This window comes from Anabaena sp. UHCC 0187 (assembly GCF_009712035.1).
GTDB lineage: Bacteria > Cyanobacteriota > Cyanobacteriia > Cyanobacteriales > Nostocaceae > Dolichospermum.
Genome location: NZ_VILB01000011.1, coordinates 631,231 through 651,153, shown reverse-complemented (window position 1 = coordinate 651,153; position 19,923 = coordinate 631,231). Strand labels below are relative to the sequence as shown.

Below are 19,923 nucleotides of genomic sequence, written 5' to 3'. Positions count from 1 at the left end.
AAGAAACTTTAGTTCTGAGTTTAGAAACCCTTAATAATTCATTAAATATCTATGACAAACACTAACTCTATTTCGACGATTAAAGATTCAGATATTGCGATTATTGCCATGTCTGGACGGTTTCCTGGTGCTAAAAATGTTGATGAGTTTTGGCACAATTTAAGCAATGGTGTAGAATCTATTCGGCAATTGTCAGATGCGGAACTGTTGGCTGCGGGAGTTAGTTCGGAATTACTGCAAAATCCTGATTATGTTAAAGTCTGTTTTCCCCTTGATAATATTGAATTATTTGATGCCAACTTTTTTGGATTTAATCCCAAAGAAGCCGAAATTCTTGATCCACAGCATCGGCTCTTTTTAGAATGCGCTCATGAAGTTTTAGAACAGGCTGGTTATAACCCTCACACCTATGCCGGTTCAATTGGTGTTTATGCAGGTGCGGGAGCAAGTCAATATTTCTTAAAACATCTTTTTCCCAATCCCACGCTGCAACAATCTGTCAGCACCTATCAAATTAGGTTAGCAACTGATAGCGATTTTTTGCCCACAAGAACGGCTTACAAATTAAATCTGACAGGGCCAGCCGTTAATATTCAAACTGCTTGTTCTACTTCCTTAGTATCTGTGCATATTGCTTGTCAGAGTTTACTAAATGGTGAATGTGATCTGGCTTTAGCAGGGGGTGTTTCCATCGCCACAACGCTCTCAGGTTATTTATATCAAGAGGGAATGATTCTATCTCCTGATGGTCATTGTCGCGCCTTTGATGCCCAGGCACAGGGGACAATTGGTGGTAGTGGTGTGGGAATTGTCTTGCTAAAGTTAGCAAAGGATGCGATCGCTGATCGAGATTATATTCAGGGCATTATCAAAGGTTCGGCAATTAACAATGATGGCTTGAATAAGGTGGGATTCACTTCTCCTAGTGTAGAAGGGCAAGCAGCAGTGATTGCGGAAGCTCAATCAATCGCAGATATAGATGCAGAAACGATTACCTATATAGAAACTCATGGTACTGGGACAACATTAGGCGACCCCATAGAGGTAGCCGCACTAAATCTGGCCTTTCGTCAAAGTACAACCAAACAACATTTTTGTGGGATTGGTTCTCTAAAAACTAATGTTGGACATTTGGATACGGCCGCAGGTGTAGCAGGACTAATTAAGACAATCTTGGCAATGCAGCATCAAGAAATCCCTGCCAGTTTGCATTTCGAGAATCCTAATCCAGCGATTGATTTTGCAGATAGTCCTTTTTATGTGAATAACAGGCGATCGCCTTGGACTAGCACTAATTCACCACGACGGGCGGGGGTGAGTTCTTTTGGCATTGGTGGTACAAATGCTCATGTGATTGTTGAAGAAGCGGTGAGGGAAAAAAACAGGAAATCAGGACAGGGAAAACGTGAATTGATAGTGGTTTCAGGAAAGACAGATTCGGCTTTAGAAAATGTCAAGCAAAATTTGGCCAAGCATTTACAGGAACATCCCGATTTGGATTTGGCAGATGTAGCCTACACTTTGGCGGTTGGTCGTCAAGGCTTTGATTATAGACAGGTTTTTCTGGGTGAGGATTTAGCTGAGGTAATCACGGCACTAAATTCTCAATCAGGTTGGACAGGTTACACAAAATCTGCAAATCCATCTGTGATTTTCATGTTTTCGGGACAGGGTTCGCAATATGTGAACATGGGACGCGAATTATATGAAACAGAACCAGTATTTCAGGAATGGATAGATACTTGTGCTGAATTGCTGCAACCAAAGTTGGGATTAGATTTACGAGATATTATCTATCCCTGTGCCGATTTTACACCTGAGCAAATTACCGAAATAGAAACCAAATTACAACAGACAGCGATCGCTCAACCGGCAATTTTTACAATTGAATACGCGCTTACAAAACTTTGGGAATCTTGGGGAATTAAACCTGCGGGGCTAATTGGCCATAGCATTGGTGAGTATGTGGCCGCTTGTATTGCCGGAGTATTTGACCTCAAGGATGCTTTAGGTTTAGTTGTGGAACGCGGTAGATTAATGCAGCAGTTACCACCGGGAGCGATGTTATCTGTACCTCTGTCACCAGCAAAAATTGCCCCATTTTTAGAGGGAGAACTGGGGGAAAAACTGGCTATTGCTGCCATTAATGAGCTTTCTCGCTGTGTCATTGCCGGGGAATGTGAGGCGATCGCTACTTTAGAAACAAAGCTGATCAATCAAGGAATCGAAAGCCGTCCCTTGGTAACTAGCCATGCCTTTCATTCCCAAATGATGAATCCAATTTTGGCAGAATTTACGCAGATTGTGCAGCAAATTACCCTGCATCCGCCCCAAATTCCCTATATTTCCAACTTAACAGGTAACTGGATTACCCCCACAGAAGCCACTGATCCTGCTTATTGGAGTCGTCATTTGCGCTCTACTGTGCAATTTGCCAAGGGTCTGACTTTATTAAGTGAAAATAGCAATTATATTTTTCTGGAAATAGGTGCAGGAAGGACATTGAGTACCTTTACTCGACATATCCGCAAAGATAACCAAGCGCAGGTATTTACCTCTCTCCGTCATCCCCAAGAACAGCTATCAGATCGCAGCTTAATTCTCTCTAGTTTGGGACAGTTATGGTTAGCGGGTGTGACTCTGGATTGGGATAGTTTCTATGGTGAACAGGAACGATATCGGATTCCCTTACCAACATATCCTTTTGAACGTCAGCGTTATTGGGTAGAAGATTTTGGAAGACTGGTAAAGGGAATCCCACAGACTCCTACGGAATTATCTGCTTCAATATCTGACTTAAACAACTGCGATAGCATTAATTCAGATAAAAATAATCCCAGTGCGAGTGTTTATCGACGTTCTCAACTCAGCCATCCTTATGTTACACCTCGTAATTCTTTAGAGGAAGCGATCGCTAAAATCTGGCAAGAGTTTTTAGGTATAGAAAAGATTGGTATTGATGATAATTTCTTAGAATTAGGAGGTGATTCCCTATTAGCAACCCAATTAGTTGCACGATTGCGAGAACAATTTGCAGTCAACTTGTCTTTAGCAAGTATGTTTGAATTACCGACAATTGCGTTGATAACAGAATATATTGCTAATCAATCAAATGCAGCCAGACTTTTGCTAGGTAATGATCAATCTAGCGATTACGAAGAATTTACTTTCTAATTAAATCCAGCAACCAACTATCAAGAAATCATGAACAATATCGCAGCCTTAATCTCAGAACTTCAGCTTTTAAATATTCATATTTGGGTAGAATCAGGTAATCTCAAATGTAATGCTCCCAAAGGGTCAATGACTGCTGAATTAAAAACAGTTTTGTCTACACAAAAAGATCATATAATTTCTTTTTTAAACGAGCAATCATCTCAGCAAGAAAAACAAGCAATTGCTTTAATATCCCGAATTGAACCTCGAACAGAGAAACTACCATTATCATTTGGACAAATGCGGCTGTGTCTATTAGAACAGTTAGATATTGGCAGTACAGTTTACAATTTGCCTAATGCTTGGAAACTTACTGGTAAGTTAAATATTGATGCTTTAGAAAAGGCGATCAATGAAATCATCCGCCGACATGAAATTATCCGCACTAATTTTAAACTAATTGGTGGCGAACCTTATCAAATAATTCATCCTGCTCAAGATCAGAATATCCCAATTGTTGATTTACAAGAACTAAGTGATCAGCTAAAAGCCGCAAAAGTAAAAACTCTGCTCGATCAAGAAATAAATCATGTTTTTAATCTTGACCAAGAGCCTTTATTTCGTCTATCCCTAATCCGGTTAGCACCGGAAGTTAATATTTTATTATTCAACATTCATCATATTATTTTTGATGGTTGGTCAATGGGGATTTTCTTTCGTGAGTTATCAACCCTCTATAAAACCTATCTAAATAGACAATCATCTTCTTTACCTGAATTGTCATTGCAATATGCTGACTTCGCAATTTGGGAACATCAAAATGAAGCAAAACTAGCAAAACAGATTGCCTTTTGGCGAGAACATCTCCAAGGAATTCCACCACAGTTACCTTTACCGATTGCTCAATCAACTGCAACCACAACCACAGATTTTCATGGTGCTATTCAATCCTTTGTGATTGATGTCGAAACAGAAACCCAAATCAAGCAACTTGGCTATCGTGAAAACGTGACTCCATTTATGCTTTTATTCGCAATTTTTGCTGTCTTGATTTCCCGTTATAGTGCCGAGGAAGATTTAGTAATTGGTTTTCCGATTGCAGGTCGTCATCATCATGAAACCCATCAACTAATTGGCTTTTTTGTCAATCTCTTGGCATTACGAGTCAAAATAACACCGCAATCTCCATTTCGAGAATTTCTGCGTCTTGTTCGTCAAACTATTCTATCTGGTTACGAACATCAGGATACACCTTTTGAAAAAGTCGTAGAAGCAGCACAACCTGAGCGTAATGGCAGCCATAGTCCTCTATTTCACGTTATTTTTGACTGGCAAAGTGCTATTTCCGAACCACTAACATTACCAGAAATACAAATAGAATCATTAACAGATGCCGCCGTAATGGGAAAATTTGATTTATCCCTAACCATTAGTGAAGGTGTTGGCTTAAAGGGAATTTGGACATACAACCGCGATCTATATTCTGACGCAGCGATCGCCGATCTATCTTTACATTTCCAAACTCTATTAGCGGGTATTCTGGCCAATCCAGATCAAAACTTAGCAAAACTACCTTTACTAACATCGGTAGAACAGCAATTACTAACACAATGGAACTCAAATTTAACTCCCTATCCCCATCATCAATGTATTCATCATTTATTTGAAGAACAGGTTCAGAAAACACCACAAGCGTTAGCTGTGCTGGGCAAAAGCATAACCTTAGAGCAGATTGAAGAAAAAATTACCTATAGTGAATTAAATAACCGTGCCAATCAATTAGCGCACTATTTACAAAAGTTAGGTGTCAAGCCAGATAGCCTTGTCGCAATCTCCATTGAACGTTCTCTGGAAATGATCGTTGCTGTCTTAGCAGTCCTGAAAGCCGGAGGGGCTTATGTTCCCCTAGATCCCAAATTACCACAACAGCGATTAGCCTTTATTTTAGAAGATTCTCAAGCACCGATTCTGCTCACACAGGAAAATTTATATTTAAAATTTTCAGAAGCTGGGTTTGACAAGGTTATTTGTTTGGATGCTGATTGGAAATTAATTACCACTAGCCATCAACTCATTGAAAATCCCATTAGCCTAGTCACTAACGAAAATCTTGCCTATATCATATATACCTCTGGCTCTACGGGACGGCCAAAAGGTGTCGAGATTGCCCATCAATCATTGGTGAACTTTACAACAATGGCAATTCAAGAATATGGGATTAGTAATAGCGATCAGGTACTACAATTTGCGTCTCTCAGTTTTGATACTGCTGCCGAAGAAATCTATCCTTGTTTAACAACGGGAGCAACTCTTGTCCTCAGAAATGAGCAAATGTTAGCTTCTAGCCAGCAATTTTGGCAACAATGTCAAGATTGGCAGATCACAGTTTTGGATTTACCAACTGCCTATTGGCATTTCTTAACAGCAGATACGGTTGATTCTGTAAATATTCCCCATTTTCTCAAACTCGTAATTATAGGTGGTGAACAAGCCTTGGTGGAAAACTTGCGTCGTTGGCAGCAAAAAATTGCTAATTTACCAAATCCACCCAAACTGGTCAATACCTATGGTCCGACGGAAGCCACGATTGTGACGACGATTTATCCATTCCCAAATTCAATTTCAGTTTGGGAAACACCGATTGGAAAACCAATTGGCAATACACAGGTTTATGTTTTAGACAAATATCTACAGTCTGTTCCCATTGGTGTTGCAGGTGAATTGCATATCGGTGGCACAGGTTTGGCGCGAGGCTATCTCAATCGCCCGGAATTGACTCAAGAAAAGTTTATTCCTAACCCATTTGCAACCGGAGAAATATTCCCTCTGTCCAACTTTTCAAATCGGCTTTATAAAACAGGAGATTTGGTAAGATTCCGACCTGATGGCAATCTCGAATTTCTGGGCAGAATTGATAATCAAGTAAAAATTCGGGGTTTCCGCATTGAAATAGGCGAAATTGAAGCAGCGATCGCCCAACATCCACTTGTCCGCATGAATGCCGTGATTACCCAAGTCGAGCCATCGGGAGACAAACGCCTTGTTGCCTATATAGTGCCGCAAGCGGATATGACAACCAACTTATCCATTAACGAAGTTAAAGAATTCTTGCAACACAAACTACCCGATTACATGATTCCCATTGCATGGGTGAAACTCGACAATTTACCTTTAACAGCAAATGGGAAGGTAGACTATCGCTCGTTACCGAAAGTAACCGCACAGGTGATTGCAGATAGTCGCTTTGTTGCACCTCGAAATGATTTGGAACAACAAATTGCGGAAATTTGGGGGGAAGTTCTCAACCTGTCGCAAGTTAGTATCCATGACAATTTCTTTGAATTAGGCGGTCATTCTCTCTTAGCTTTTACCTTAATGAATCGCGTTCAACAGCAATTTGGTAAAGCACTGCCACTGGCGAGTATTTTTCAAGGTGCAACCGTGGCAAAGTTCGCAAATTTACTCAATCAAGAAGCCAAGCACCATGATTGGTCGCTGCTGGTGAAGATTCAACCTGGAGACGAAGCGCTTCACGGTCAACCGCCCCTATTTTTAATTCATCCTGGGGGTGCAAGTTTATTAGCTTATGAAGATTTGATTGGTTGTTTGGGCAAGTCAAGACCCATATATGGACTAGATGCGAGAGGTTTTGAAGAAGGGCAAACGCCTCAAGAAACAGTTGAAGAGATGGCAATTCAATATCTCAAAGCGATTCAGGATGTACAACCACAGGGGCCTTATCTATTTATGGGTTGGTGTTTTGGTGGATTAATTGCCTTTGAGATGGCGCAATTATTGCGATCGCAAGGTCAACGCACTACATTTTTAGGCTTAATTGATACATTTATCCGTTCAGGGGAAGAACCTTTAGACGAGATTAATTTACTATTTGGATTATTTGCAGAGCTATTTGCCGTGAAATTTTCTATGGAAAAATTACGCCAGATGGAACCAGATGAACGGCTCAATCATATTTATCAACACGCAAAAGCCACCAATGGTCTTCCAGCCAATTTTAGTTTGGAACGGATTAAACGTCTATTTGCAGTTGGCAAAAGTCATGATCTGGCCGCAGTTAAATATTTCCCACAGCCATATCCTGACCAAATTACACTCATTCGTGCTAAAGAGGGAAACTTCCATTTTGACAAGCCGACTGTGGGTTGGGAAATCCATGCTGCTGAGGTAGATTTACACTGGACAGATGGTAATCATTTATCTATGTTCCATCATCCTCATGTCCAAAAATTAGCGGATAAATTAAAGTTTTGTTTGGATCAAATCCTTCTCCCATCAGGATAGTAAGAGTTTTTCTTCCCATCTCCCAATTGCTCTATTTCCTGAAAATAAGGTATATAAACTATACATGAGGAACTATCCGTTAGAAACTATCCGTCAGAAACTATAGGAGTCCTATTTGATCGAACAGAATTCAGGAGTCAGAATACCCGGCGTTGCTTAATTGAAGTATGAAATTGGAAAATCAAAAAAATGAAACTCTTACTCTCTGAGACTCTGCGCCTCTGCGTGAAATAAAACGCCGGTATCCTCGACTGATTGATTCTGACTCCTGACTCCTTCTTCAAATAAATTCAAATCTCAGTATATTGTCAAAATTTAAACTAAATTCCTGATATATGTTAGAAAACAATCCCCTAGAGTTGCCAAAAGATCGCCAATCTTCATTACCCATATTCACATCCATTTTCAAGTGGATGAATATTTTTGGTCTCGGAAATGAAGCGGTTCCTGCCCCCAGTATGAGTAATTTTGTCTTGATCTGGATTGGTCAAGTGTTATCTCTGGTTGGTTCACGGATGACTGGCTTTGCTTTAAGTCTTTGGGTTTATCAACATACGAATTCCACTATTCAATTTACACTGCTGATTCTCTCTACGACTCTACCGACAATTTTGATTTCTCCCATTGCTGGCGTGATTGTCGATCGCTTTCCTCGGCGCTGGATTATGATTATTAGTGATTTCTGTGCAGGTTTATGTACCTTGCTAATTGCTTGGTTATTTATCAGTAATCACTTAGAAATTTGGAGTTTGTGTCTAGTCAGTGCGATTAGTGCCAGTTTCAATGTTTTTCAGGGACTAGCCTATTCCTCAGCCACTACATTACTTGTGCCGAAAGCACAACTTGGTCGGGCCAGTTCGATGACGCAGATTAGATTAGCGATCGCCGAAATTCTCTCCCCAGCATTAGCAGCAGCCTTGTTAGTAACTGTCCAACTTCCAGGAATTGTCATCATTGATTTATCTACCTTAGTCCTGGCCTTGATCTGTTTGCTTGTGGTGAAATTTCCAGAAGTCAATTCCAGAGAACATCCCCATGCCGAAACTAACTCTTTTTGGCAAGAAATGACCTTTGGCTGGAACTATTTAGTCGCACGTCCTGGACTCCTGGCATTAGTCATGTTCATTGCCATTACCAACTTCCTCATTGGCAGCGATGAAGCCCTCACTACACCCTTAGTGCTTTCCTTTGCTTCTGTACAATCTCTGGGAACGATCTATTCCATTGCTGCTTCTGGGCTATTGGTGGGTAGTGTGGTGATGAGCATTTGGGGAGGAATAGAACGCCAAATGAAGACCATATTTGTGTCCATGGCATTTTTAGGTCTCTTCTATGTATTAGCAGGACTGACGGCTTCCACAATTGTCTTTACCATCGCTAATTTCTCGATATTTCTGATAGTTCCCATTGTCAACGGCTCAATTCAAGTCATCTATCAGAAAAAAGTAGCGCCAGAAGTCCAGGGAAGGGTCTTTGCCTTTCGCAGTGCTGTTGTCCAGGGATTTTTACCACTTTCCTATCTTGCCTCTGGGGCTTTAGCTGACCGATTTTTTGAACCAATCATGGCAACAGATGGGGCTTTAGCCCATAGCATTGGCCAGATTATTGGAGTTGGTCATGGTCGGGGTATTGGTTTAATGTTTATCATTATGGGTCTGTTTTCTTTGGTCGTAACCTTTATTGCCTATTTGTATCCACGTCTTCGTCTCGTAGAAAATGAACTACCTGATGCAATACCTGATCAACTAGTACCGCAGGGTGGAAGTCAAAAGTAATATTCAGCAAGCCCTAAATATAGCAACGGACAAGCTGGTTAGGACATCAAGCAATGCTAAAGCTTAGATGCAAAGAAGCTCTTAGCACTATCACCTACTATACTTATTGACGTTACAAAATGACAATATACTTATTATGGTATTGGTATTCACCCGCAAAGCCAGCATGGGAACATTTCATCAATACGCGGTTTGACATCTATCCCAGAGCTTATTTCATATAACAAAAACTTATTAGTAACAAGTAACTAAATTTCATTACTAATCGTGGTCAATTTTCTGTCATAACTTTTAACTTTTCCCTTAGTATCAGAATTGAAGCAAATTTAAACCAGCGGCTAATCTGATCAGAATAGCTGTAAAATCTGCTTGAAAATAACTTATACTGCCGATTTCACAAAAGAGGATAATCAAATGGCTACTTTCAAAGTTACTCTCAAAACCCCAGACGGTACTACTGTTATTGACTGCCCCGATGATACCTATATTCTCGATGCAGCAGAAGAAGCTGAACTTGACTTACCCTACTCCTGTCGGGCTGGTGCTTGTTCCACCTGTGCAGGTAAACTGGTTTCCGGTACTGTTGACCAATCTGATCAGTCTTTCTTGGATGATGATCAAATCGAAGCTGGATATGTATTGACTTGTGTTGCTTATCCCACTTCTGATGTCACCATCGAAACCCACAAAGAAGAAGACCTTTACTAATACAAGTTGCTAGTTATCTAAATTTAGGCAGGGAAAAAGGTAATTGGTAATGGGTAAAAATTCTTGCCTCTTGCCTCTTGCCTAACTAGCAACTTACCTAAATTTACTTCTGACTGCGACAAAGTTTCACCTTGGCTAATCATAAAAATGCTATTGGCATTTTATTGAAAAGCCAACACAAGAAAATACCACACATTTTCATCAGCCGTACCCATCAAGATACACCTTGACATCTATCCCAGTGGGTATGATTTCGTATAATGAAAACTTATTAGTAACAAGTAACTAAATTTCATTACTTGCTCTGTTTAATTTTAGTACCAGGATAATAGAACTCTAAAATCTTGGAACTAGACCAACCTAACTTGGCTAAATTTTGAGCGCCTGTTTGACTTAAACCCACTCCATGTCCTAAACCACCACCGATAAAGGCATATCCCCACAGAGTTGTTTGACCTTTGTTCAAAGGTTGAATATAAAAAAGAGTGCTGATAGGGGCAGCAAAGGCACTACGCACTTCATCTTTTTGTAAGGTAAAAACGCCGATATCTGTTTTTACAGCCAGCTTTAAGATCCGGCCGCTGGAACTGCGTTGAACGACGGACATGGCTTGGATTTTTTTGAACTTGCTATAGGGGCTTTTTTTGGCCTGTAAGAATTTCTGCAAGTCTGTGGTAATTTTATTGATGTCCGTTTCTCTGCGCCAACGGAATACATCCCATTTACTCTCATTAAATCCGGCTTTAAGATTGATAAATTTCTGGAAGTTCTGATCATCTGCTAAATTCTGGCTGGACAAGTTCCAAATCTGATTATTAGCAGCGTCTATGACTGGTTTTAAATATGGGCGATCTTCCCCATTCCAGATATCGCTAAAGTTAGCGGTCACGCCACCTGTCGTGGAAGAATACAACGCATCCACTATTTCGTTATTATAAGTGAGTACCTGACCTTTAGTCGAGGCGATCGCCTGATCTGTATTTTTGGCAGTTCCGGTGAGTCCTTGATAAACTTGACAGTGAGTATCAGCACATAACTGATAATTATCTGCCGCAAATCTGCGGACATTTCGTAAAGCATAGGTGCGAGCAATAATAGCTTGGGCTTCTAGGGCTGCCGTTGGCGCATTTGTACCAATTTCATGGGGTAAAACTCCCCGCACATAAGTTTCTAGTGGTACTGTATTTACCAAGGTATAATTTCCATAGGCGTTGGGTTGCAAGGTGAGTTTCCCCGCATAAACACGCTTTTGGTTGGACTGATCACTTGTATTCACCTTGATTGAGTTCTTACCCGCAGTCACTTCTAAGTAATTGGGACTATAATTTTTACCATTTACTACCCAGGTAATTTTTGGTACTTGTTCCAGAACATTGGTTGCTAAGTAAGTATTTTTATCACCGGATGTTTCTATAGTTTGTAATAGTAAGCGACGAATCAAGGGGGTACTGTAAACTTCCCGTTTTGCCCATACTTGCCACCGTTCTGGCTGGGCTATTTCCACTTCTATACCCTGAGAACGCCAGCGGTTAGCACTATCTTCTGCTGTTTCAAAGGTGCGGAAGTCACCTAGCACTAATACTTCCTGAACCACTGGTTCGGTTACGGGCTGCATGACTGTTGCTAACTGGATGGGTTTGTCTGTGACTAGGGTTTGCTGCTGACTTCCCACTGCAAATTTCAAGGTTAGGCGATCGCCTTTGGTGGCAGCTAATTCTAATTTATCTGTGGGTTTAGCCCCAAATCGCTGGACAATGCCAATTTGCAATTCTACATCCCGGTTTTGACTCACGGACTCTGAGGCCGCAGCTAATCCCAATAAGCACAAGGTTGTTATTAATCTGTAGCCAGAACGCCAAATAAATATTTTCATGAAGACTAAATCTGATTGATCATCCGCCGTTAGAGAGATTTGGAATTTGCTATGGCATTTACTAGGTAGTAGTTAACACAGAGTAATTATAAAAATCAGAGAAAAAACGACTTGCAACTGGGTTTTTTCTTTCCTACTATAATTTTCGCTTATGCGCTTCTATAATACCATTGGGGTTTTTTTTCTGCACATTTGCAAATCAAACTCATTATGAGTATGATTTACCATAAGAATAGATTAATTCTGAAAAGGGTATAATAGCTAACAATGCTTTATCTCCCATATTTTATGACGCAAATTGACTTCACCGAAAATTTGCAAAATTTAATGCAAAAAGTCGGTTGTCCTAGTTTTAAATCTTTAAGTCGGGCTGCTGGTGTCTCACAGTGGCAAATTTCACAATTGCGGAGGGGAAAAATCGGGCAGATGCGGGTGGAGGTATTAGTAAAACTTTCACAGAGTTTACAAATATCTTGGGATGAGTTGGCAGAAACTTTTGGACTTGGAAGTTTATCTTCAAGTTTAAATAAAACTCATTCTTCCAATATTGATAAAGACTTATTACAACAACTTGCAAGTTTACAAACTGAGTATCAGCGAGTATCATTATTTATGATACAGCAAAGGGAAGTATTACAGCAGGAATTTCAGCAGTCGAGTTTACAAATATTGGAATCTTTACTATTACAATGGCCAACAGCAGCATATAGAGCTAGGGAGGATCACCAGTTAGCAGCAGTAAAAATATTACCTTTGGTAGATCAGCCTATGGAAAAATTATTACAGGCTTGGGGAGTAAAAGCGATCGCGGCTGTAGGTACACACATCCCCTATAATCCACAATTGCACCAATTAATGGAGGGAATAGCACAACCAGGAGACATAGTTAATGTTCGTTATACAGGCTATATGCAATGTGATAAATTACTGTATCGAGCTAGGGTTAGTGTGGGGGTGTGAAAAAATATTATTTGTATTGACTTGCTTTTATGTTCGCTGGTATTTAATTAGGGTTTGCTGATCAATAAATATTATCAGCAAATATTGGATTTTTCTATTGTGTCTTTTAAAAACCTTGCTTAATTCTTGATTAAATATTACTTAATATTTTTGTGTGCTAAATATCTTTTTATGATCTAATATTAGGGTATACTCATAATATCAGAATCAAAACATTCTTAAAATTAAATCAAGATTAGGATATTATGAATCAGCAGGTGAAAGTGATTGCAATCAGTGGCAACTTCAATGCCAGTACCTCCCAGGACTTTCAGGAAAATATTCAAGAAGTAATTGCTAGTGAAATCAAAATTGTGTTAATTGATTGTCATAGTGTCACATTTATGGATAGTTCTGGGTTAGGCACTCTAGTTTTGACATTTAAAACTTTGCAGGAATCTGGGATAAAGATGGTTATTTGTTCGATTAATCAGCAAGTTAGAATGTTATTTGAATTAACTGGTATGGATAGCATATTTACAATTGTTCCTAGTCAAGACGCATTTACAAATCTTTTGCTTTCTGCTACTTGATTAATCAAATTTAACTTGCAAAATAGATAAATCATCCTCAAAATTCTCTTTGGAGTTTAAGTCAATCAAGTAATTCAGGATATAATCAAGTTGGTTATCAACAGAATACTGTAAACTAATGAGAATCTGAATAAAACTTTCTAAACTCCAAAGAGTACCATCGGATTGAGTAATCTCGTAAGCACCATCACTAAAAATATAAAGAGTGCTAGATTTTTCGACATAGCAAGAAGCATCAACATACTTAGCTTCAGGAAACATACCCACAGGCATTCCTGGAGTTTTTAATCTTTTTACCTCTGTGTTAGTAGGAGAACTTCCAGAGAGCATAATTGATGGTGGATGTCCAGCACTAGCATAGGTTAATTGACGGCTAACTCGATTATAAACTCCATACCAAATTGTAAAATATTTATCATTTTGATAATTCATTTGAAAGGTATTATTTAAAGCTGCTAATACCTCACTGGGTTGATAGTAATTTAAATCTTTGAGAGCGCGGGAACGTAATAGATTTAATACAGAAATAGCAGGGAGAGTGGCTTTGAGTCCATGTCCAGCCGTGTCTAGTAAATAAATAGCTATAGAATCAGGATCAAGCCAATTATAGTCGAAACAATCTCCACCAAGTTGCCGTGATGGTAAAAATTGAAAGTTGATATTCAGGGGTTTCTTGACAGGAAGGGGTAACAGGGATTTTACATATTCTGTAGCTTCGGCTAGTTCAGTTTCTAAAAGTAGCTTTTGGGTATGTAAATCCTGACTTAACTGATGTAGTCGTAACCCGGCTCTTACTCTTGCTTGTAATTCATTTTGTTCAATAGGTTTGGTGATAAAATCATCCGCACCTGCATCTAATCCCTTGACTCGATCTGCGACTGAATCTAGAGATGTTAATAAAATAAAAAATGTGGTAGATAATTTGGGATCTTTTTTAATGCGATCACATACTTCTATCCCACTCAAACCAGGCATAATCCAATCACATATAATTAGGGCTGGAGGTGAATCCAAGGTTCTTAAAATTCCTTCTTCTCCTGTACTAGCAGTAATAACCTCATAACCTTGTTTTTCTAACATCCTTTTGAGGAACATTTGTATGGATCGGTCATCATCAATGACTAGTATTTCAAACATAGGATCAGGATCAAGTAATCTATGGTTTCGTGAATGTATTTAAATCTAGAGGAGTAAGACTGGGTGATTTACCTCAAATAATTCTTGTTTTTTATATTCACCGAATGTCTAGTTAAGCCTTTGATTAACTCTAAATTAGGTGTAATCTATATGTAGACAACCAGAGATATAATGATAGTTTAAATACATATAAATTATCATCAGGAAAGGGGATTTAACCAAAACAACATAACTTGTTTTAATTGGTTTAAGTCTCGGTAAACTTCTTGTTTTAGCCATTGTCCTAAAGCATCAAAAGGGCTAAAAGAGCTTCCTGGTTGCCATTTAACATCTTGACCTAAAGGTGTGGTATGAGTTCCTGATAAAGTTTGTGTTGTTACCATTTCAGGAAAGAGTTGTTGTAAAATTGTTGTTAAGTTTGCTGATTGATCCAAAGTGTCTTTATTAAATTTTATTAATAAATTCCGCCGGATCTGATAGTTTTCTTGCACTATTTGGTTAGTTTGGGCAGGAGTAGGTGTAAATTCAATGTCTAAGGTGGAATTTAACTGTTCTACCAAGGGTATAGCTTCATTGGCGGTAAAGTTATTAAAGGATATTAAAATATTACCAGCACGTTGGACTAAAAAAAGACTGCCAATTAGTAAATGGAGTTTACAACCCATGCTATGTCCGACTCCATAGGTAGGAAGGTAAAGTTTGCGAAGTTCTCCAGAATCTTGGAGTTTTTCTAGGGTACGTTCAAATTTGAGAAGTACAGATTTGGCGATCGCTACGTGATCTAAGGTATTGACAAAAGGCGTAGCAATAATTACATATCCTTGATCCGCGAGATGTTCCAGCAACCAACGATAAGTTAAATGTGGTAGGGTAGCGACGAAAGCACCACCTAAAAAATGGATAATCCCGATGGGATTGCGAGGAACAAGTACCCAGTTGCCTCTAATTTCTTGCCAGTTCATAAGATAAGGATAGAGTTAAGAGAATTTAAGTGAAAGTATTTTCCATACCTACATCTTACATATAAACACATATAGCGTATTAATTTTAACTCTTACTTTGCAAATTTTTCATTTCATGCTGCACATCTAGGGAAATTTGCAACGCTTCATTTAATAATCTGCCATGTTCCGTGGCCTCTTCCGTAACTTGCATTGATGCCAAAGCTGCTAAATTATTGGTAAACAAATCAGAATTGGTAATAATAAAACTTTTATTCTCTCGCAAAATTCTCTCTGTTTTTAAAGCGCGTATTAAATCATATTTGGTTAGCTCAAGTGCGGCTAATACTTTTTCTCTTGCTTGTATACCTACTTCTAAGTTGCCAACATCCTCAATTTGGTCATTAATATCTATAGCTTTAATCACGGAATTATATCTTTCTACATCATTTATTAAAATCCGTAAAGAATTTGTCATATTCCTCTTGAGAAATTTGCTTTTCACTTTCCATATTAAATACAATAAAGTTTGTATAGTCCCACCTACCCACAAAAGTAAAAAGATCAATGATATCCAAGATGATAACTTTACTAACAGATAGGTACAAACAGAAATAGACAGTCCTACAAAAACTACATTGGCACTTTCTGTTGCTTGAGCTTTTTTTAGTAACTGTTTACCGAATTGCTGAATAGTATCAGTAATAATGATTAATTTATTATTAACAGGTAAGTTAGTCAATTCTTGCAGTTGATCATGACTAATATCCAATCCCTGTAAATCATCTCGCACAGTTACTAAATCCTTAACATACTAGTGATTTAGTCTAATATAACAAGTAGATTTCTGGAATGGTAGTGAACCGGGAATTTTAGTGAATGAATCCAGGGAATGGGGGTTTTTAACGTTGTGATAACTTATAGAACTATGGCTCATACCACCCTGAGCTATTAGGGATTAAAATCAACTAAATTTTAGTTTAATTTTGTGAATTAACGAAGGATAGCAAATTTAATATTCTTTAGATGTTCACGGTTAACCATACCAATATGTAGTCATCCTCAATTACTTTTGCTGTTGCCCTACCTAAGATACTTGTAACAAATAACTCATACAGTGTCCCATTAAAAAGTAAACTACCAGCATTGCTGCTGCGGCTAATGCTACTAATGTACCAGCCAACATGAGCGAAAATTCTTTATACTCATAGGCTTTTTCCATCAGGTGTAGCGACCATGCTACAAGTGCGACATCAAAGATTAAAATAGGAATCAACATATTTCTTAATATTTCTTAATAGAAGTACCCTTATCTTAACACTGTTTCGGAGAACTGTGTTTTATCTTCAACATATGTAGCTGGTCGCTATATCTGATCTCAAGTAGGAAGACGAACAGGAATATTGCGTTCATGCAAATAATTTTTAATTTGTGCCACACTGAGTTGCCCAAAATGTAACAATGAGGCTAAAAGTGCGGCTTCGGCTTTACCTTCAGTTAAAGCGGTGTGAATGTGTTCACAATTTCCCGCACCACCAGAAGCAATGACGGGAATTTCTACAGCATTAGCGATCGCTTTTGTCAACTCTAAATCATAACCAGCTTGGGTTCCATCAGCATCCATACTTGTGACTAACAATTCTCCCGCCCCCCGTTTTGTTACTTCTTCAGCCCACCTTAGAGCATCTAGACCAGTATTTTCTCTGCCCCCACGAACATACACATCCCAACCAGGATTCTCAGGGTCAAGTCTACGTCTGGCATCAATAGCCACAACAATACACTGATTACCAAAGCGATCGCTTGCTTGATTGATTAAATCGGGATTTCTGACCGCCGCAGAATTAATACTAACCTTGTCAGCCCCGGCTCGTAACAAACCTTTAACATTTTCTAAGGTTTGAATTCCCCCACCCACAGTCAAGGGAATGAAGACCTGTTCCGCAGTCCGGTAAACCACATCAATAATCGTGTCTCGGTCTTCATGAGTCGCTGTAATATCCAGAAACACTAACTCATCTGCACCGGCTTCATTGTAAACCTTGGCCAGTTCTACTGGATCACCTGCATCCTTGAGATCAATAAAGTTAATGCCTTTAACCACTCTGCCAGCCTTGACATCTAGACAAGGTAAGATTCTTTTAGACAACATAATCCTTTTTTTACTCCTGGTAATTGCTAGGAATCTAAATTGTAAAGGTAATTGGGAAATAGATGACAAGAGTGGATCAAGAGATAAAGGGTTTTGTCCAGACGAGAATATAATTAAGGTTATATCATTATAAGCGAAAATACACCTACCCTATAGGAGTTACATTAATGTTTTCAGCGATCCACTTTCATGTTAGGAAGATCAGAGGTATGTAGCATTCATGTGATAGAAGTCACTAGTTTATAGCTATTGCTATCACTATAATATTTGATCATTTTCACAATTCAATGCTTAGGTTAATCACTTAGATAAAATCAAATGTAGGAGATATTAAACGAAGAAGAGGTACAAGCTATCAATAGACTGCTACGTTTTGTAGTTAGAGGGAGAATTAAAATCACAAATAATATTTCTCAGCCATGATGAAAATTTTTTGACGGGGAGATCATATTGATGATTATGAATACATTTTATTTAACTTATTAATACCATAACCCGTAATTTGTAATTGATAAAACGCGCAACTTTTACCTATTTTCTATGCCATTTATCAAACTTAACTACGAATTACGAATTACGAATTACAAATTATTTTAATCTACTTCTACTTCTACTTTGTCCCCCCGTTCAAGTTCCCAGAGAATTTGATTACCTTCCCGTCTTACCCGTGAAACTATCCAATTTCGCCAGCGCCATTCATCACCTCGGCTAGTAACGGCACTAGAGTGGACACTCATTAAGTCTGCTAATTCTGAACTGGTAATTAGATAGCCTTTTTCGGCAATTTCGTCCGCAATGCGTAAAGTTTCCACCAAGTTGCGAAGCTGTAAAACCCTGATTTCAGTGGGTTGTTCATTGGTTGTCGTCGCAGTTGGCGTTGTAGATAGTTCCATAGTGCTTGTATCTGATGCAGAGGGACTGCTTTCCGGTGTATTTTTATTAGTTATTGTAGAGTTTATGGGATCATTAGGTACTTTTACTACGCTTATCTCCTCAATTTTAGGTAAAGTTTCGTGAAGAAATTCGGGTAATGACTGTTGGAGGTGGGGGATTTTGTAATTGGCGAAGGAGCGAGCAATCGTATCACAGCGTTCATTGCCAATATTACCAGAATGTCCCCGGACGTGTTCCCATTGTACCAGTCGGCTATTGAGTGCATCGAGGATTTCTAAGAGGTCTTGGTTTTGGACAGGATTACCATCTGATTTTTTCCAACCGTTCTTTTTCCAGCCTTTCACCCATTTGGTAACACAATCAATCACATATTTGCTATCAGTATACAGGGTAATAGCTTCAGTTTGTCGAGATGATTTAAAAAATTCCAAAGCGGCGATCGCGGCTTGCATTTCCATTTTATTATTAGTAGTGTGGTGCGATGAATCACCCATTTCATGCACCGAACCATCATTAAAATAGACGACTGTACCCCAACCACCAGGTCCAGGATTGCCTGTGCAAGCCCCATCTGTGTATATACTTTGAATTATGCGTTGATTAGACATGATAAAATTAGAGAACTGTTTTTGGATTCTTATATTATTGGTAACGGTACATTAATTCCAGCTTCACAACATCTGTGAAACCCCAACGTTGATAAAATGGTATCATTTCTGGTAAACAAAAAAGAGCAATATTTTCAACTTCTTTTAATTGGGGATGATTAACGACTTCATTTAATAATTTAGCACCAAATCCTCTTTTTCTATAACTAGGTTTAACAATGACATCATAGAGAACTGCGCGATAAACAAAATCACTCAGGACGCGACAAAAACCAATTAATTGTTCTTCCTCATTTACTAAACCGATAATAATATCAGATGCAACCAGCATTTTGACAACACCTTGATATGTCCGGTTTTGACTCCAGAATTCATTTTTATATAATTCTACAAGTTCACAAATTTGGGTTTCATTTAATTGGTTAACAACTTGATAATTCATATTTTTTAAAATTTTATGAGGAAATAGAGGATAGAGAGAATTCCATGCGGGAGAATCTGGTAAAATAGTTTGTCCCTGACCATAAAGACGGAGAATACAAGCAGGTTCTTGAAAAGCACAAAACATCAAGGTTATCCGCCCATTTTCCTGCAAATGAGCAGATGTTTCGTTACGACTACCTGTTATATCTAAATAACCAACTTGGTGGGGGGAGAGAATGCGAAAACTTATCTATTCCCTTGGGAGAAAGGTTAACATGATCTGTCGAATTTAAGGGGGCTGTCCTGACAAAAAATATTTTTTGATTAATAATAAATTTTTGTAGTTCTTCCGTGATTAAATCAAAAGTTTTTGCCATAATTGGGGTATTTTTTTGGTAAAATTGGCATTTTATACTATTCTA

14 protein-coding genes and 1 pseudogene are annotated in these 19,923 nt (G+C 38.7%); 6 read left to right on the top strand and 9 right to left on the bottom strand.

Annotated features, from left to right (window positions below):
* The first annotated feature begins 51 nt into the window (after positions 1 to 51).
* The 4 genes from FJR11_RS12085 (at position 52) to FJR11_RS12070 (ending at position 9,941) form a co-directional block, all read left to right on the top strand.
* On the top strand, positions 52 to 3,174 hold the full coding sequence (locus FJR11_RS12085; protein ID WP_168503904.1) for a type I polyketide synthase: 3,123 nt from the start codon (positions 52 to 54) through the stop codon (positions 3,172 to 3,174).
* Positions 3,175 to 3,204: 30 nt separating this feature from the next.
* Positions 3,205 to 7,458 (top strand): non-ribosomal peptide synthetase, encoded by a 4,254-nt coding sequence (locus FJR11_RS12080; protein WP_168503903.1) that lies wholly within the window; start codon positions 3,205 to 3,207, stop codon positions 7,456 to 7,458.
* Positions 7,459 to 7,793: 335 nt separating this feature from the next.
* Positions 7,794 to 9,233 carry an MFS transporter gene (locus FJR11_RS12075; RefSeq protein ID WP_168503902.1) on the top strand — a complete coding sequence of 480 codons (1,440 nt, stop codon included), beginning with the start codon at positions 7,794 to 7,796 and terminating at the stop codon, positions 9,231 to 9,233.
* A 414-nt stretch (positions 9,234 to 9,647) separates the two neighbouring features.
* On the top strand, positions 9,648 to 9,941 hold the full coding sequence (locus FJR11_RS12070; protein WP_168503901.1) for a ferredoxin: 294 nt from the start codon (positions 9,648 to 9,650) through the stop codon (positions 9,939 to 9,941).
* Positions 9,942 to 10,236: 295 nt separating this feature from the next.
* Here the strand turns inward: FJR11_RS12070 and FJR11_RS12065 are convergent, their stop codons facing one another.
* Positions 10,237 to 11,814 (bottom strand): SpoIID/LytB domain-containing protein, encoded by a 1,578-nt coding sequence (locus FJR11_RS12065; protein ID WP_168503900.1) that lies wholly within the window; start codon positions 11,812 to 11,814, stop codon positions 10,237 to 10,239.
* A gap of 288 nt (positions 11,815 to 12,102) precedes the next feature.
* On the opposite strand from FJR11_RS12065, the gene grpE reads away from it, so the two are divergent.
* Positions 12,103 to 12,774, top strand: a complete 672-nt coding sequence (grpE, locus tag FJR11_RS12060) for a nucleotide exchange factor GrpE (RefSeq protein WP_168503899.1) — start codon at positions 12,103 to 12,105, stop codon at positions 12,772 to 12,774.
* A gap of 245 nt (positions 12,775 to 13,019) precedes the next feature.
* On the top strand, positions 13,020 to 13,346 hold the full coding sequence (locus FJR11_RS12055) for an STAS domain-containing protein (RefSeq protein WP_168503898.1): 327 nt from the start codon (positions 13,020 to 13,022) through the stop codon (positions 13,344 to 13,346).
* On the opposite strand, the gene FJR11_RS12050 is transcribed toward FJR11_RS12055, so the two are convergent.
* The 8 genes and pseudogenes from FJR11_RS12050 to FJR11_RS12015 form a co-directional block, all read right to left on the bottom strand.
* Entirely contained in the window at positions 13,347 to 14,483 is a 1,137-nt protein-coding gene (locus FJR11_RS12050) for a PP2C family protein-serine/threonine phosphatase (RefSeq protein WP_168503897.1), read from the bottom strand.
* Positions 14,484 to 14,683: 200 nt separating this feature from the next.
* Positions 14,684 to 15,445, bottom strand: coding sequence for a DUF1350 family protein (locus FJR11_RS12045; protein ID WP_168503896.1), 762 nt, complete (start codon positions 15,443 to 15,445; stop codon positions 14,684 to 14,686).
* Between the two features lie 85 nt (positions 15,446 to 15,530).
* Complete coding sequence (locus FJR11_RS12040) at positions 15,531 to 16,217, bottom strand: hypothetical protein (protein WP_168503895.1); 687 nt, start codon at positions 16,215 to 16,217, stop codon at positions 15,531 to 15,533.
* A gap of 294 nt (positions 16,218 to 16,511) precedes the next feature.
* Entirely contained in the window at positions 16,512 to 16,703 is a 192-nt protein-coding gene (locus FJR11_RS12035) for a hypothetical protein (RefSeq protein WP_168503894.1), read from the bottom strand.
* 99 nt (positions 16,704 to 16,802) lie between these two features.
* A complete protein-coding gene (gene hisF / locus FJR11_RS12030) occupies positions 16,803 to 17,576 on the bottom strand; it encodes an imidazole glycerol phosphate synthase subunit HisF (RefSeq protein ID WP_168503893.1) in 774 nt (257 codons plus the stop codon).
* A 593-nt stretch (positions 17,577 to 18,169) separates the two neighbouring features.
* Entirely contained in the window at positions 18,170 to 19,078 is a 909-nt protein-coding gene (rnhA, locus tag FJR11_RS12025) for a ribonuclease HI (protein ID WP_168503892.1), read from the bottom strand.
* Positions 19,079 to 19,112: 34 nt separating this feature from the next.
* Entirely contained in the window at positions 19,113 to 19,520 is a 408-nt protein-coding gene (locus tag FJR11_RS12020; RefSeq protein ID WP_168504214.1) for a GNAT family N-acetyltransferase, read from the bottom strand.
* Positions 19,521 to 19,538: 18 nt separating this feature from the next.
* Positions 19,539 to 19,878, bottom strand: a pseudogene (locus tag FJR11_RS12015) (pyridoxamine 5'-phosphate oxidase family protein); the annotation flags it as partial.
* Positions 19,879 to 19,923: the final 45 nt, after the last annotated feature.

What these genes read in the sequence shown, in the direction of transcription:
- FJR11_RS12085 (WP_168503904.1), top strand. Translation starts at nt 52, where the DNA reads ATGACAAACACTAACTCTATTTCGACGATTAAAGATTCAGATATTGCG.
- grpE (WP_168503899.1), top strand. Translation starts at nt 12,103, where the DNA reads ATGACGCAAATTGACTTCACCGAAAATTTGCAAAATTTAATGCAAAAA.
- FJR11_RS12080 (WP_168503903.1), top strand. Translation starts at nt 3,205, where the DNA reads ATGAACAATATCGCAGCCTTAATCTCAGAACTTCAGCTTTTAAATATT.
- FJR11_RS12075 (WP_168503902.1), top strand. Translation starts at nt 7,794, where the DNA reads ATGTTAGAAAACAATCCCCTAGAGTTGCCAAAAGATCGCCAATCTTCA.
- FJR11_RS12070 (WP_168503901.1), top strand. Translation starts at nt 9,648, where the DNA reads ATGGCTACTTTCAAAGTTACTCTCAAAACCCCAGACGGTACTACTGTT.
- FJR11_RS12035 (WP_168503894.1), bottom strand. Translation starts at nt 16,703, where the DNA reads ATGTTGATTCCTATTTTAATCTTTGATGTCGCACTTGTAGCATGGTCG.
- FJR11_RS12045 (WP_168503896.1), bottom strand. Translation starts at nt 15,445, where the DNA reads ATGAACTGGCAAGAAATTAGAGGCAACTGGGTACTTGTTCCTCGCAAT.
- FJR11_RS12065 (WP_168503900.1), bottom strand. Translation starts at nt 11,814, where the DNA reads ATGAAAATATTTATTTGGCGTTCTGGCTACAGATTAATAACAACCTTG.
- FJR11_RS12020 (WP_168504214.1), bottom strand. Translation starts at nt 19,520, where the DNA reads ATGAATTATCAAGTTGTTAACCAATTAAATGAAACCCAAATTTGTGAA.
- FJR11_RS12055 (WP_168503898.1), top strand. Translation starts at nt 13,020, where the DNA reads ATGAATCAGCAGGTGAAAGTGATTGCAATCAGTGGCAACTTCAATGCC.
- rnhA (WP_168503892.1), bottom strand. Translation starts at nt 19,078, where the DNA reads ATGTCTAATCAACGCATAATTCAAAGTATATACACAGATGGGGCTTGC.
- FJR11_RS12050 (WP_168503897.1), bottom strand. Translation starts at nt 14,483, where the DNA reads ATGTTTGAAATACTAGTCATTGATGATGACCGATCCATACAAATGTTC.
- hisF (WP_168503893.1), bottom strand. Translation starts at nt 17,576, where the DNA reads ATGTTGTCTAAAAGAATCTTACCTTGTCTAGATGTCAAGGCTGGCAGA.